General features: G+C 41.6%; 8 protein-coding genes. 3 read left to right on the top strand and 5 right to left on the bottom strand.

What is annotated here, in order from left to right:
• Window positions 1-64: 64 nt before the first annotated feature.
• From N780_RS04110 to N780_RS04125, 4 genes are all read right to left on the bottom strand, one after another.
• Window positions 65-775, bottom strand: a complete 711-nt coding sequence (locus N780_RS04110) for a FadR/GntR family transcriptional regulator (RefSeq protein ID WP_036780371.1) — start codon at window positions 773-775, stop codon at window positions 65-67.
• A gap of 95 nt (window positions 776-870) precedes the next feature.
• Window positions 871-2,457 carry an L-lactate permease gene (locus N780_RS04115; RefSeq protein ID WP_036780373.1) on the bottom strand — a complete coding sequence of 529 codons (1,587 nt, stop codon included), beginning with the start codon at window positions 2,455-2,457 and terminating at the stop codon, window positions 871-873.
• Between the two features lie 790 nt (window positions 2,458-3,247).
• Entirely contained in the window at window positions 3,248-4,831 is a 1,584-nt protein-coding gene (locus tag N780_RS04120) for an L-lactate permease (RefSeq protein WP_036780375.1), read from the bottom strand.
• A gap of 174 nt (window positions 4,832-5,005) precedes the next feature.
• Complete coding sequence (locus N780_RS04125; RefSeq protein ID WP_332307800.1) at window positions 5,006-7,204, bottom strand: Z1 domain-containing protein; 2,199 nt, start codon at window positions 7,202-7,204, stop codon at window positions 5,006-5,008.
• A gap of 228 nt (window positions 7,205-7,432) precedes the next feature.
• Between N780_RS04125 and N780_RS04130 the strand changes: the two genes are divergently transcribed.
• Window positions 7,433-8,179 carry a Cof-type HAD-IIB family hydrolase gene (locus tag N780_RS04130; RefSeq protein WP_036780377.1) on the top strand — a complete coding sequence of 249 codons (747 nt, stop codon included), beginning with the start codon at window positions 7,433-7,435 and terminating at the stop codon, window positions 8,177-8,179.
• 38 nt (window positions 8,180-8,217) lie between these two features.
• On the opposite strand, the gene N780_RS04135 is transcribed toward N780_RS04130, so the two are convergent.
• Entirely contained in the window at window positions 8,218-11,955 is a 3,738-nt protein-coding gene (locus tag N780_RS04135) for a pullulanase (RefSeq protein ID WP_052114877.1), read from the bottom strand.
• 365 nt (window positions 11,956-12,320) lie between these two features.
• Between N780_RS04135 and N780_RS04140 the strand changes: the two genes are divergently transcribed.
• Window positions 12,321-13,475: a DUF2515 family protein gene (locus tag N780_RS04140; RefSeq protein ID WP_052114878.1), complete on the top strand. Its 1,155-nt coding sequence runs from the start codon at window positions 12,321-12,323 to the stop codon at window positions 13,473-13,475.
• An 82-nt stretch (window positions 13,476-13,557) separates the two neighbouring features.
• The gene (locus N780_RS04145; protein ID WP_036780379.1) at window positions 13,558-14,625 is read left to right on the top strand and encodes a DmpA family aminopeptidase; all 1,068 of its coding nucleotides are present in this window, start codon (window positions 13,558-13,560) and stop codon (window positions 14,623-14,625) included.
• The last annotated feature ends 99 nt before the right edge of the window (window positions 14,626-14,724 follow it).

Genomic DNA, 14,724 nt, shown 5'->3' on the forward strand with positions numbered 1-14,724 from the left:
TCATCTGATGACTAGGTAACACCAAAGCCTCTTTCACCCAAAAGAAGCCATTGTATTAGACATTCTATTTGTTTATAAATTGATTTAAGGCTTGCTCAACTTTCGTGAGATGCTCAAACATAAGTGATTTTGCATGCTCTTTATCTCGGTTTTGAATGGCTTCCATGATCTTGCGGTGTTCCTCAAGCAGTGTTGTTGTCTTTTGCTCAGAGTGAAGCCATAATCGACGCGTTTCTCGCATCGTTTCCATCATAATCTCTGAAACACTGTTCATTAAATTAATTAACATCTGGTTATGTGTAGCATGAGCGATCGCTAAATGAAACTCTAGATCCGCCTCTTCGCCTAAATCACCGTTACCCTTTGCCTGCTCCATTGCAATTAGCGCTTGTTGCATAGCATCGAGATCTTCTTTGGTATAATGTGTAGCTGCTGATTCTACAGCACCTATTTCTAGTATTTTACGTACTTCTAGTAATTCTTTAATGTCTTCCTGCTTCATTAAGAAAGCAACAGAAACCGGTACTGAAAACCTAGAAGGGTCAAATTGCTTTACGAAAGTCCCTTCTCCTTGACGCATCTCAAGAAGCCCCATGGCTCTTAAAGCGCTTAAAGCCTCACGAATGGCAGAGCGACCTACTTGAAAGCTTTTAGCTAAGCTTTCTACTGAATCCAATCGATCTCCGGGCTGTAAATCTCCCGTTCTCAACATATCTATTAACGAGTCTGCAACTTCTTCATATATTTTTCTAGCACGTATTTGTTTGTATTCCATGATGTCATCCTCCAACTTCAAGTAAAACCTACCATTATTCTAATGGAAATCCTTGAATTTGGAAAGAAACCGGTATCATTACACCCATTCTTTTTTTACAAAATGTTGAGAAGGATAAATCCGCCTATTCCAGCTAACACCCCATAAAGGATGGCAGGTCCGAGTGTTTTACGGATAATGTCTCCTTCTTTCCCGGTCAACCCTACGACCGCAGTAGCTGCTACTACATTATGAACACAAATCATGTTCCCTGCCGCTGCGCCAATGACTTGGACAGCAAGAACAACGTCTGTATTTAAGCCGGTCTGATTTGCGATGCTATATTGAACAGGTGAGAAGGTGAGGGTTGAGACTGTTGCACTCCCCGTGATAAAGGCACCTAATTCACCTAAAAATGGTGCCACAAAGATCCACATCGGGCCAAAAGCACCTGCCAATGATTGTGCAATGTACTGCGGCATGCTTAAAAGATCTTCCCCATTCAACCCAGAGTTTGTAAACACTTGTACAAGAGCTAGAGTAAATAGTAACGCAAGGCCTGCACTTTTTATGGAGCCAAGGGATTTTGCAGCTGCAGTTGTGAAGTTATTAAATGATTTTCTTTGAATTACAACAGCTAATAAAGCCGCTATAATGAGAACCGTGCCCGGTGAATAAAGAACTTGCCACCCTGAGGAAATTTGCTCGTACCCCAGTATATTTTCCCAAGATAGATCAAAGACATTGAGCGTAAACTGTTTCACTTGAGGGATAATTCTCGTGATTAATAGAAGAAGAACCACTACTACATAAGGAGACCACGCTCTAAGAAGACCCATGTTAGACTGGTCCTTCTCTTCCTCGAAGCCACCTTCTAGAGCGTCCTTCCACTCCCCTTTTGGTAATAAGACTCCATTTTTAGCTGTCACTGTTGCTACTATTAATCCTGTTAGCGATGCTAGTATCGATACGAATTCATGTCCGAAAAGAGAGGCATACAAAAGAGCTGATAAGGAATAGGTCGCTCCTACTAAAAGCGTCCATGGTAAGTAAGACAAAGCATTGGACCAGCCTTTTTTCTTTCCAAAGAAAAAGGTTAAGATAAACACGAGAACAAACGGAATAAATGTGGCCCCCATCAGATCAATCATAGTGATCTTAACACCCACATCTTGATAGAATGATAGGTTCGCACCAGGTATATTACTTAAACCAACTTGAACCGGCGTCCCTACTGCACCAAATGAAACAGCTGAGCTATCCGCAATAAGCGCCAATGCTGCAGCAGCCATAGGTGTAAATCCTAACGCAACCATTAAAGGTCCCGTCACAGCAGCCGGAGTTCCAAACCCTGCAGCTCCTTCAATCAAAGAACCAAATAAAAAAGCCACAATGACAACTTGAACTCTCATGTCACCAGATATACTTCGAAACCCCTTGTTAATCCTACTGACCGCTCCTGTGTTTCGGAGAGTATCTAGTAACACAATGGCACCAAATAAGATTAATAATATCGTTAATGCCTTATGTGTCCCCTGGAGAATAGAAGCAATAATCACTTCTCCCCCAACTCCCCAAACGGTCAAAGCTAATAAAATGACAATAATAGCACTAAAAAACATTCCTTTTACTGCTGACATACGTAGCAAAACGAGAAACAAAAACGGTGCAATAATGGCACTCAGTGCCGCCAAAATAAGCATCTCCCACATTCCCCCTGATCGATTTAAATTACGCAAGCGCTTTCAATTTATTTTATTAAAAAGCAGGTCATCAGATGACCTGCTTTAGAAACATAGTAATGGAAAATGGAAGTGTTTTCAATAACTTCTTGAAATTTCTTTAATTGAGATGAAAGGCTTTGTGTGAATAGAGCTGGATTGTTGAAGACTCGAAGCTGAGAAGAGGTTTCCGTCAACTTTAATGGAGCGTAAGGTGGGCCTGGAAATCACTCGCTTTCCGCGGGCGAGCTGTCGAGCCTCCTCGGGAAAACCACCCTGCGGGGTCTCGTCGACCTCTTTCTCCCGCAGGAGTCTCGCAATTTCCAGGCCCACCTTTGCCAAATAGGGAGAGACGGAAACGAATCATATTTGTGGGAGAGGGGGCTTAAAAGCAACTATAATAAGCAGGTCCGTTCACCTAATTAACGTCAGGGCAGGCTTGGGGACTGCGAGACTCCCGCGGGGTAAGGAGCCTATCCAGTTCCGGAGTGGAGGACCTAGCGAGATAAGTCATCTTTTTTACAAAGGCTAATCGCCTTTTCCAAAAAGCTGACTTATCCGTACGGTCCTAGGCACCACTCCTGCACTTTAAAATCTAGGGGAGACCCCGGAAAGCGCGTAGCGATTGAGGAGGCTTCCCAGCTCCCCGCAGGAAAGCGAGTGGTCCCCAAGCCTGCCCTAGCACTCTTATAGCAACGGACCTTATCTCAATATCGAGCCTCTTCCTTAGAGCCAAATAAAAGCGATCCTTTTGTAAGGATCGCTTTAACAGTTATAAGGATAAAAGAATAAACCCGCCTAATCCAGCTAAGGCACCGTAGAGAAGTGCTGGTCCTAGGGTTTTTCGGATAATATCTCCTTCTTTACCAGCCAGGCCTACGACTGCGGATGCTGCTACTACGTTATGGACGCAAATCATATTTCCGGCTGAAGAACCCATCACTTGCACAGCAAGAACAATATTACTATCCATATTGGTTTGCGTTGCAATACTGTGCTGAACTGGTGCAAAGGTTAGGTTTGAAACTGTTGCGCTTCCTGTAATGAATGAGCCAAGCTCTCCAAGGTATGGAGCGACAAAGATCCACATGGAACCAAATCCCCCAGCAAGTGACTTGGCGATGTATTGAGGCATACTTGCTAATTCATTGCCATTAATCCCGGAATTCGTGAAAACTTGCACCAATGCTAATGTAAAGAGTAAAGCTAATCCAGCGTTTTTGATTGAACCAACAGCTTTTACTGAAGCGCTCGCAAATGTTGAAAAAGACTTTCTCTGAATGACTAAAGCTACTAAAGCTGCTACTACTAAAACTGTTCCAGGAGAATATAAGACTTGCCATCCAGATGAGATCCCTTCAAATCCGAGGATACCTTCCCAGGAAAGGTCTAAAACATTTAGCGTAAATTGTTTAACTGGAGTTACAATGCGTGTAATCAATAATAGTGCTACAACAACTAGGTAAGGAGCCCAGGCAGTTAGTAAACTCATAGGAGAAGCATTTTCATCTTCTTCAAAATCTTCTTGTAATGCTTCTTTCCACTCTTCTTTCGGGAGCAAGATCCCTTTATTGGCAGTTACTGTAGCAACGACTAACCCTGTCAATGCTGCTAATATGGATACAAATTCATGACCGAACCAGGTAGCATATAAAAGAGCTGAAATCGAATACGTTAACCCAATCATTAAAGACCATAGTAACAATGGTACGGAAGATTTAAACCCTTTTCCCTTGCCAAAGAAAATGGTTAATATGAGAATCAATATAAATGGAACAAAGGTTGCCCCTAAGAGATCAATTTGAGTAACTTTCACGGCTATTGTTTGAAAGAAATGGAGGTCAGCGCCTGGCACATTACTAAGCCCAACTTGAACAGGTGTACCTACTGCCCCAAAGGATACGGCTGAGCTGTCGGCAATTAGAGCAAGCGCTGCCGCCGCCATCGGTGTAAATCCTAAGGCTACCATTAAAGGACCTGTAACTACAGCTGGTGTGCCAAACCCTGCGGCCCCTTCAATTAAAGAACCAAAAAGGAAAGCCACAATGACTACTTGAACTCTCATATCTTTAGAAATATTTCGGAACCCCTGATTTATGCGCGTAACAGCTCCTGTCCCGCGTAACGTTTCTAAGAGCACGATGGCCCCGAACAGAATGAGAAGAATCGTTAAAGCTTTATGAGTGCCTTGCAATATAGAAGCTAAGATAACATTACTCCCCACTCCCCATACTGTAAAAGATAAAAGGATTACAATAATGGCGCTAAACAACATTCCTTTTACAGCTGACATGCGGAGTAAAACTAAAAAGATAAACGGAGCTATGATGGCACTTAATGCACTCAATACAAGCATTACGAATTCCTCCTCACTTTATATAAAACTCGACACTCTATGAATAAGCCATTTTATTTGTCAGTCGTCAGATGACTGACTCTACCTTAATCATATTCCGAAAGAGGGGGGATCTCAATAGATACTGGTGACAAAGTTGTGTGCATTGTGTGGCGAATTCGTTACAGCATTTCCTCACACGGTTTTACTTGCATAAACGGCGGTCTTTGTCTCTTTTGGTGCCACAAGAACAGGCCACCAAAACGGAGCTCCTCTCCATCCTTGTTCTTTCTTTCCTTGCTGATGGAGAAGAATAAGAGCTGGGACATGTGTAGCCACATTACGCGCTACAGCAAGCTCTCCTTGTCCATTTCCTGGAGTATCTGGAGATGACTCAAAGCGCCCGTTCTGATCTAGTCGTTTAATTTGACGACCTTGACGCATGACAATCCACACATACCCCTTTTCCGTAGATTCGTGTTCATTAGAAAGGTAATGAAGCATAGATTGATAATCTTCTAGATTCCACTCATACCCATGTTCCATTTCAATCGTCTGATGGATATGATCAAGAATCTCACTCGCCGCTTCTACTGGTATGAGAAACGCTTCTCCCTTGTGTTTAACAGCAGAAACACGCCATTTCTCAAGCTGTTTTGTTACGTGATTGACCGTCTTTTGGATGTTTGTTTTGTAGCCGGTTTGGAATCCAATAGGTAACATACGTTTATGAGGTTTCATCATTCTTATATTTGATAAAAGGATCTTATTAGGACTACATGGTATGATCTCTTCCATCGAATCTTTCTGGATAAACACTACCCCCTGCTCATGTCCACCTCGCTCAAAGGACTCCCTAAGCTCTGTATCAAATTCATGAATCCGCTCCATAACGTCGTAAATACTCCGAGTCGTGTAAAAGCGAGTTACCGCCACATCCTCAATTGGCCGAGCCCCATACATACGTGAGTGCTGAAGAACGGTATCTTGTTGAAAAGACTTTGGATTACGTCCATAGAAGAAGCCGATTAAGTTTCCAATTGTAATTCCACGATCTAATATTTGTCCTCCTATGAACACATTCATCGGAGCTCTTAGTTGGAGCTGCCCTGTATGATCAAGAAGCTCATTCACATCCTTTTCTGAATTAACAACGGAACTGACCACATGTTCTTCTAATACAGCCTTCCGAACTTCGTAAAATATTTCTTGGAAAGAGGGATTCGGACCTTCCCCTTTAGAAACAGAACAAATGAGATCCTTATAAGAAGCTTCTATAAGATCCCGAAAAATGGGATCATCGTTTTGAGCGCTTTCTTTAAGTTGAGCATCCATCCGATTTAACAATTCTTCTTGCCAGGCATGGGCCATTTTCCCCCTCTCCGTATGAATCATAAATGAATATTTCTCCATACGAAGTCCGCTTTTTCGTTGCTGCCACCTACGGATTGAACTCCCCACGATGAAGTTAACGAATGCTTCTCTGATATTGTTAATGTTTTTTTGATAGAGAAGCTCATTAAGTTTTATTCTGCGCCTGTCCAGTTTCTTCATTACTTCAAGCTCCCGGTCGTCTACCTCATGAAAAAGGTAAGATGCTAAGTGATCGTCATCTTTAGACTTCTCGAAATACATCTCTCCACCTACGTACTGATCATGAACAGGCACGAGCTCAGTAAAAGCAGGGCGAACAGGTTGGAACACTTTATTCTCATGAATTCGTCGCTCTTCTGGTTGTAGGTACAAAGAATAAGGTGTTGCCGTTACTTGCAAGTAAGAAGTTGATGTGAGAACTTCACGTAACTCGTCAATCTTCCCTGAAATAACGCGCATCTCTTGAATATTAGCTTCTGTATTCTTTTGATAGGCAACACTTGCAAAGTCTGCCTCGTCGTCAATGAAAAGGATCCGCTTAGAAGACAAATCAGGATAATTCTCAAACAAAGTCTGTTTCAATCGATCCATATTTTTGGTTTCTTTCTTAACAATGAGCGCAAGCTTCTGGCGGCGCTCCCATTTCCTTAAGTTATCAGGTAAGCTCATAATATCAAATACACGCATTTGATCATCTTGGATGGGAGAAGCGAATTCCTGTTGCACTCGGACATACGTTTGTCTGGCTAATGCATTTGTCCCTTTTGTAAGGATGATAACAAGATCATATCCGTTATCATAAGCTAGCCCCATAATCCCTAGAAACGTACGGGTTTTTCCTGATTGTACCTTACCAAGCAGCATACCCGGACGATTAGAGCTTGTACGTTCTTTTACTAAATTCTTCACTGTGTTCTCAATACACTGTGTTGTTTCCCACTTGTATTCTTTCTCTTTTTTTAAGGTTTGATAAAACTGACCATCTAATCTGATAGACTGATCAAGGCTGACTGACATCATGGTCACTCCTCTTTATTCGTTCCATAAAAAGAGCCATCCCCCTTCAAACAGAGCAACGGCTTTTCTTTAATCTACAACCTAGTATAACAAATTCCCCTATATTGAGGCAGGGGGATGGAGAGCTAATTCAGGCTTAGTACTACCGCTTTATGAAACCAAACTAACCCCAAGGTTCTCCTTTGTATCGTTTTATATTAAAATGAAGGGGCTAAGATAGGAGGCGTTACATTGGAACATAAAGACATCAAATTAATCGCATTAGATATGGACGGGACTTTGTTAAGCCCTAACCATGAAATTTCTGAAGCCAATAAAGAGGCTATTCACAAAGCAAAACAAAAAGGAATTCACGTTGTAATTAGCACGGGCCGTTCCTTACCCAATTGCAAGGAAGTTATAGAACCATTAGGTGAATCAGCATATCTCATTACAATTAACGGCGGTGAGATTTATGATGAAAGCTTCAACCTTGTGGAACGTAACCCTTTAAGTGGTAAGGATGTTCGACACCTGTGGGACCTGACCAATAAGCACAACGCATTTTTCTGGTCTTCCACTGTAGAAGGACGCTTCAACAGTCATGAGCCCTTTGAAAAGGAAGTTGAAGATTATCAATGGCTGAAATATGGGTTTGAGTTTGAGGACCCAGAGCTTAGAGAAACCATTCTAAGCGAACTAGAGAACAATGACGCGTTTGAAGTTACGAATTCAAGTCCTACGAATATTGAAGTCAACCCAGCAGGGATTAACAAAGCTACTGCGCTTCGAAAAGTGACAAGCTGGTTAGATTTAACGATGGATCAAGTAATGGCAGTCGGAGACAGCGTCAATGATCTGGCTATGATTCGCGAGGCTGGATACGGTGTAGCTATGGGGAATGCTCAGGATATCGTCAAAGAAGAGGCTCAGTGGGTCACGGCGACCAATAAAGAAGATGGCGTAGCCAAGGCAATTAACCATGTTTTAAACCAATAATACAAAAGCCAACACCACGAGGGTGTTGGCTTTCTTTTTTATTCTTCTACTTTCACAATAACAGTCGTTAAAGGATCTAATGTTATGGAGTCACTTGCTAATGTAAATCCACTCGGGCTTTGTACTTCTTGAGTTCCAGCTTCATCATGGTCGACAAGAACTGTGCCTTTAGTCAGGTCTGTATCCAACGTAAGATTACGGGTCTCGCTATCCGCATTAATAAACACATAATAGGATCCAGTTCCATCTGTTGATTGAGCTTTGTAGGCCACAACTAAATCTTCATCCTGGATTTCAGGCGCAGCAACCCTTGTTACATTTTCATTAACCAGTTCCATTTCACCTAATCGAAAAGCGTTTGTAGACTGACGCAATTTAACTAATCCAGCTGTAAAATCTTTTGTTGTTGTACTTACTGGATGATCTTCTTCGTTTGTAGCTTTGTCCCAGTTAAACATGTTAATGGCGTCAGATGAATCATAGGAATCATGAATAAAGTATCCAAACGGATTCCCATCTTCATCTGTAAACTCATGATACTTCTGTTCAGGTACTCCTTCACCAAACCACTGTTTTGTCCTTCCATACTCTTGGCCAGCATGGAGGAACGCGGTACCCTGTGAAGTCAATACCATGGTATTTCCTAGACGAATGCGCTTATGAATCTCTTCATGATTCTCTGGAACGCTTGGGTCCTTTTGAATCGACTGCGCGATAACATCGTATAGAGGCAGGTTGTCATGGGCTGCTATATATTGCACCATATCACCCGGATCATCTGCTGGTGTGTTGGATGGCTGCCCTTTGATATTGTTAAAGATTGTATCGATTGAGCGAGCACCACCTGTGATAAAACGCGGTTCTCCTTCTGAGCCAAATCCGGATTTCAATTCGTTACGCATCTCATCAGAGAACACTCCAACGTCATTTGTTTCATCCATCCAGTCTTGGTCCGCACCTTGCCCTTCTAAAGCGGGTTCTGCTTTTGCACCACCAAAGGTCCTCCACCCTTCACCGATGAAGAGAGCATCAGGGTTAATTTCTGCAGCTGCATTATAAGCATTTTGGATCGACTCGTTATAGGCATCTCCCATCATATCAAAACGCATTCCATCAATTTTATATTCGTCAAACCAATATTTCACAGAATCAACCATTAACTTCTCAGCCATTTTATGATTAGCTGCTAGATTGTTCCCAAATCCTCCAATGAAATTTCCATCGCTATCCTGATAGAAATAATAGTCTGGAACAATATCGTTTAGAAAATCGGATTTTGCCATATGGGTATATACGACATCTAAAACGACACCCATATCTGCTTCATGAATTTCATGGATCATTTGCTTTAGCTCTTTCACTCTTTGTTCTGGGTCTGCAGGGTTTTCAGAATATGCCCCATCTGGCGAAAAGTAGTTATGAGGATCATAACCCCAGTTGTACGAATTATTCGCCGCAGAATATTCGAGCTCTCGCTCATCCATTCTTGTTTCATCCCCGTAATACCAGGCCATTACAGGCAGAATTTGAATGTGTGTAACACCTAATGACTTTACATACTCTAGCTTTTCACTAAAGGAATTAAATGTGCCCCATTGATTGTTTAACTCTCCTGAAATAGATGGGTCAGACGTAAAGTCTCTTACATGAACTTCCCATATCACTGCATCTTCTCGCTTCTTGAAACCTGGAATATCTGCATGGGTAAAGTTCTCAGGATTTGTCTGACTTAAATCAACGATAGCCGCTTTCCCTGTCTTGTCCCCGTCTGGTCCCGCTTCTCCCTTCGTATTTACAGTAAACGGAGCCATAGACTTGGCATAAGGGTCCAAAACGGTTTTCGTTTCTCCGTTATTCGTTACCTCGTACTGGTAATAGTAACCTCTAAGGTCCTCTACCCCTAAATCAGATGCTTTTGCATCTACCTTCCAAACGCCTTTTTCTCCTTTTGTCAGAGGGATCTGGCCAATGGATTTATCCCATTTCTCTTTATCATAAAATGTGGCAACCACGTTACTTGCCGTTGGTGCCCACAGTTTCAATGTGGCATTACCATTTTCATACGTAGCACCAAGGTCATCTCCTTCATAAGAATAAAGTTCATCGATCATTCGCCAACCTACATCTGCTGAAACCGTACGACCAGCAAACGTAACTTCGAATGGTGCCATGTCAGGTGTAATGGAAACATCCAATTTTACAGTTGTTTCATCAACGATTGAAACTCCTTCAACCGTTACTTCCTTGCCTTCCTTATCCACAATAGTGATCGCTTCTTTTAACTGATCTTCTGTTAGCCCTTTCGTCATTGTATAACTTAACAGAAGCTTGTTTTGTGAGAGTACCTCAGCTGATACAAGTCCTGTTGGAGTTTCCCAATACGGAGAGGTATAAACCGTGTCATCTCCTTCTTTTATCCAAAGACGGTTGTATTGATCCAGTAAGGAGAACACCTTGTCTCCTGCCTCTTTGTCTCCAGTTTCCTTGTTAAGTACAAGGAACCCAAGCTTTTCTGCATCCTCTTTCAATGTTACGTCTACATAAGCCCCGTACTCATCCACTCCATCAAATGATAAGGCGCCTATTGGCCAATCTTTACTTGGCTCTTTAACATCTTCCCAAACCCAAAGACCTAAATCATCATACGTATCATCTTCTCGAACGTAATGAATACGAACTTCATTTTCTTCAAGTTCAATTGGTTCATAAGGGAGCACCTTTTTACCTCCTTGTTGCACCCATACCTCATTCTTTTCGGGCGTTGTAAGTTGTACGCTCTGATCTTCTAGCTGTTTCTCTCCACTTACCCGATTTACAACTAAGAAACCAACATTTTGTGCATTTTCTTTTAATTTAATATCCACGTATGCGCCGTACTCGTCTGTTCCTTCAAAAGGAAGAGCTCCTTTAGGCCAATTTTCTGTCGGTGAAGCGACATCGTTCCATATCCACACACCTAAGTCTTCATACGTTTCCTGATCATTCTGGAAGTGAATACGAAGGGTGCCTTCTGGTACTTCTGATTGTTCTTCATAATCCCCTGGCCCCACTCGAATGATGTCTCCCTCTACTACTACCCCATTTGGAAAATTGACACCTTGAGCGAGATAGAGATTTCCTTTGACGGTAATATTGTTTAATGAAAGTTCATTTGAAGCCACCAATAGATTCCCTTCTATTGTTTGATCTGCGTAAGTACCCTGCTCACTGTATACTTCTTCAAAGATGCGATTAAGTACGACAATGAACTGATCTTTTGATACCTTTTTAGAAAGATGAAACTTATTTTTGTTAACGCCTTTCATATATCCCACTTCTACCATTGCTCCAACCGCTTCACGTGTTGCTGTACTCATATGTTTCTTATCTTTGAACGTAACAGATTCACCTTTTCCTTCTGTTTGCATTTCGAGAACATGCGCCATCACTTTCACAAATTCTTCTCTTGAAATGGGCTGATTCGGACGAAGAGCAGGCTTTGTTGTATCCTCCACATAACCAGCCGCAAGTGCTTTTGATACTACACTCTCGTTCCAGTCCCCTTTCACATCGTTAAATGGAATATCAGCTGTTTCCGTAAATTGAAAGGTGTGATTCAAAATATGATAGAATTCTGCACGTGTTACTAAGTGATGGTCTCCTTGTGAGTTCCATCGTTCACTTCCTGATTCACCCCAATGACCTTCTGCATCTTTCACAGCGTATGTAACTCCTGGTGTTAGTGCCATACTTAGAAGCAAAACCATTACAATTCCTATTCTGAAAGCTTTCTTCATAAAGCCTCCCCTTCCTCATGAATGAATTTCCTTATAACTGCCCTTTGTGCAAACGCTTTCATTTAAAACAATCATTCACATCCACTATCTATAAGATTAAGACAGTGAAAAAGATAGTTTAGTGCAACTAAAATGAAAGCGTTTGCATTAAAGTGAAATAAAAACTAGTAATACGTTTATCTGAATCTATTACTAGAGCAGGAGCGGAGTTATAAAGTTATCCATATTAAACCAAAATATAGATTTGTTGTAAATCCTACTTTAGACTATCAAATAGTACATTCGTCTCACAAACTAGTTTTACTCATGTTTTTTAAAAATTGCCATACATATGGAATAGCAACTGTTTATAGGGGGAGATGTCTTTGCATCCAATATGGAAAAAACAACCTAAAGCCTCTACAAAAGACTTGATGAATGCTCTAAAAATGAAGACAATCAAAGACGATCTGCTACACAACTCCATTCAATCTTTAACAGCATTTGAACAGAACATTATAGACGAAATCACTGCCTCTACTCAAACTCACAATGAATCGAATATTACCCGAACGAATCAATACTTATCATTTTATAACGCCTATCCTGAAATCGAGTGGGCTTTGTTAGCTCATCTTGTTTCAAGAAATAGTGGATGGAGTATGACCGACTTAAAGGGAGAATGGTTGTCTAAACTTCTATCAGAGAAGGAACAAAAGAACTATTTCAGGCTTTTAGAACGAGCAAATTGGCTAATCTTCCAAGATGCTTATCCTCAACTCCTTCTCTATCACTACAGCATTCAACATAATCAATCCCTATTTCATTTACTAACACACTTTAATGTATCCCGATTTATGGAGCCTATATGGAACTCATTTCTAGAGAAACAAGACCGTTCCACTTTGTCTACTGCACTAATCATGAATGAACAACACTATATTGAGAAAAGGGTCATCCATAACCCATTTTTTAAACAAGCCGTTTTAGATACCTTAGATTTTAAAATACAAGAATGGCTCGGTTTAACTCAAATCTTATTTCCATATGCCAACAAGAAGAAACAAAACGAAATTCACTTTGGTGGACATACCGTTCATCAATTCGCTTCCATATCAAGTCGTATCAATTTTGGAAAAAAGCTTTATGCAACCCTTTTCTCCAACTCTAAGCGGTTACGCTCCATTGTTCACTGGGCTCAGAAACACCCTCACACCGGATCACGAAAAGATTATTGGCCACACCTCTTCCATACTATTCGCGACTCTCCTCCAGGAAAGCTTTCTATTAAACTTGAACGGTGCCAATTGCGAAAAGGTGCTGCCCGCATTTACAGCCCACCTTTAAACATAGCCTGGGAAATAATAGAACACCACCCCCCTTCCCCAGAAGATTGGTTTACCAATTGGGACCTTGCAGAACCTTTAACGACCCCTCCTGTTTCAACGGAAGAAAACATGAAAGAATCTCACTGTGAAGCTTTGAGTAAAATTGAACTCGCTGTAGCTGCTAAACAAATTATCTTTCACCGGAAAGTTTGAACAACCAACTGCAACAAGAAATAAAGGAATTTACTACTAAATGAAGAAGGGGTAAGGAAAGCATGGTAAAGGAAGTGAGTCTTTGCATCACAAAAAAAGGATCCGTGATTACGGAGTAAAGATAGGTCGTTTAGAAGCTGGTGAGAACAATAGTATAACGGATGTGGCCGGTGTAACGGTGGGTCATGCAACGATTGATGATCAAGCGTGGAAAACAGGCGTTACATCGATCATCCCTCACCAGGGAAATACGTTTCAAGAGAAGCTAATTGCATCTTCATATGTTCTTAATGGTTTTGGTAAAACCGTGGGTACTGTTCAATTAAGCGAGTTAGGAACTCTCGAGACTCCTATTTTATTAACGAACACGTTAAGTGTTGGAGCAGCTACTGAGGGGCTTACAAAATACATATTAGAGCATAATCAAACCATTGGTAGAACAACAGGGACAGTGAATCCTGTAGTAGGTGAATGCAATGACATGCTCATTAATCATATTCGAGAATCTGCGGTTACTAATGAAGATGTGTATAAAGCGATTGAGACAGCATCAGACACATTCGAAGAAGGGGCGATTGGAGCTGGTCGAGGAATGGTATGTTATGGATTGAAAGGTGGTATCGGATCTTCCTCCCGCCTCATTGGCCTTTCCCATGGCACATACACAATAGGCGTACTTGTGCTAGCTAATTTTGGTCAAATGGAGGATTTATGCGTGAGCGGCACTCCCGTTGGACAATCCATATATGAACACTTGATTCACGCTTCAAATGAACCTGATCGAGGATCCATTATGATGATTGTGGCTACAGACCTACCTGTTACAGACCGTCAGCTAAACAGAATCATTAAACGCACGAGTACTGGACTAGCCAGAACAGGATCGACCATTGCTCATGGAAGCGGGGATATCGCTATTGGATTTTCCACTGCCACAAAGATCCCACACGATAAACCAACCGCACCTTTATCCATTCCTTCTGTTCATGAAGAAGACTTGAACCCTGCTTTCAGGGCGGTTGGAGAAGCGACAGAAGAAGCAATACTTAATGCACTCGTTACAGCGGAAACGACGCCTATGCGAGACGGGCGTGAAGCGATGTCTCTTGTAAAAGTAATGGAACGGTATGGACTTTCTTTTGAACAATAGACTATCAATCTTTCTGAAACAAATCATAATGCATACTAAAAACGACCAGGGCTTATGCTCTGGTCGTTAAGTATTAGTACGATTAAGGATGTATCCTAA

This window comes from Pontibacillus chungwhensis BH030062 (genome assembly GCF_000770675.1).
Classification (GTDB): Bacteria; Bacillota; Bacilli; order Bacillales; family BH030062; genus Pontibacillus; species Pontibacillus chungwhensis.

Bases quoted from the DNA above. Each gene is read 5' to 3' on its own strand.
- N780_RS04125 (WP_332307800.1), bottom strand. From the start codon at position 7,204: ATGATGTCAGTCAGCCTTGATCAGTCTATCAGATTAGATGGTCAGTTT.
- N780_RS04135 (WP_052114877.1), bottom strand. From the start codon at position 11,955: ATGAAGAAAGCTTTCAGAATAGGAATTGTAATGGTTTTGCTTCTAAGT.
- N780_RS04120 (WP_036780375.1), bottom strand. From the start codon at position 4,831: ATGCTTGTATTGAGTGCATTAAGTGCCATCATAGCTCCGTTTATCTTT.
- N780_RS04115 (WP_036780373.1), bottom strand. From the start codon at position 2,457: ATGCTTATTTTGGCGGCACTGAGTGCCATTATTGCACCGTTTTTGTTT.
- N780_RS04110 (WP_036780371.1), bottom strand. From the start codon at position 775: ATGGAATACAAACAAATACGTGCTAGAAAAATATATGAAGAAGTTGCA.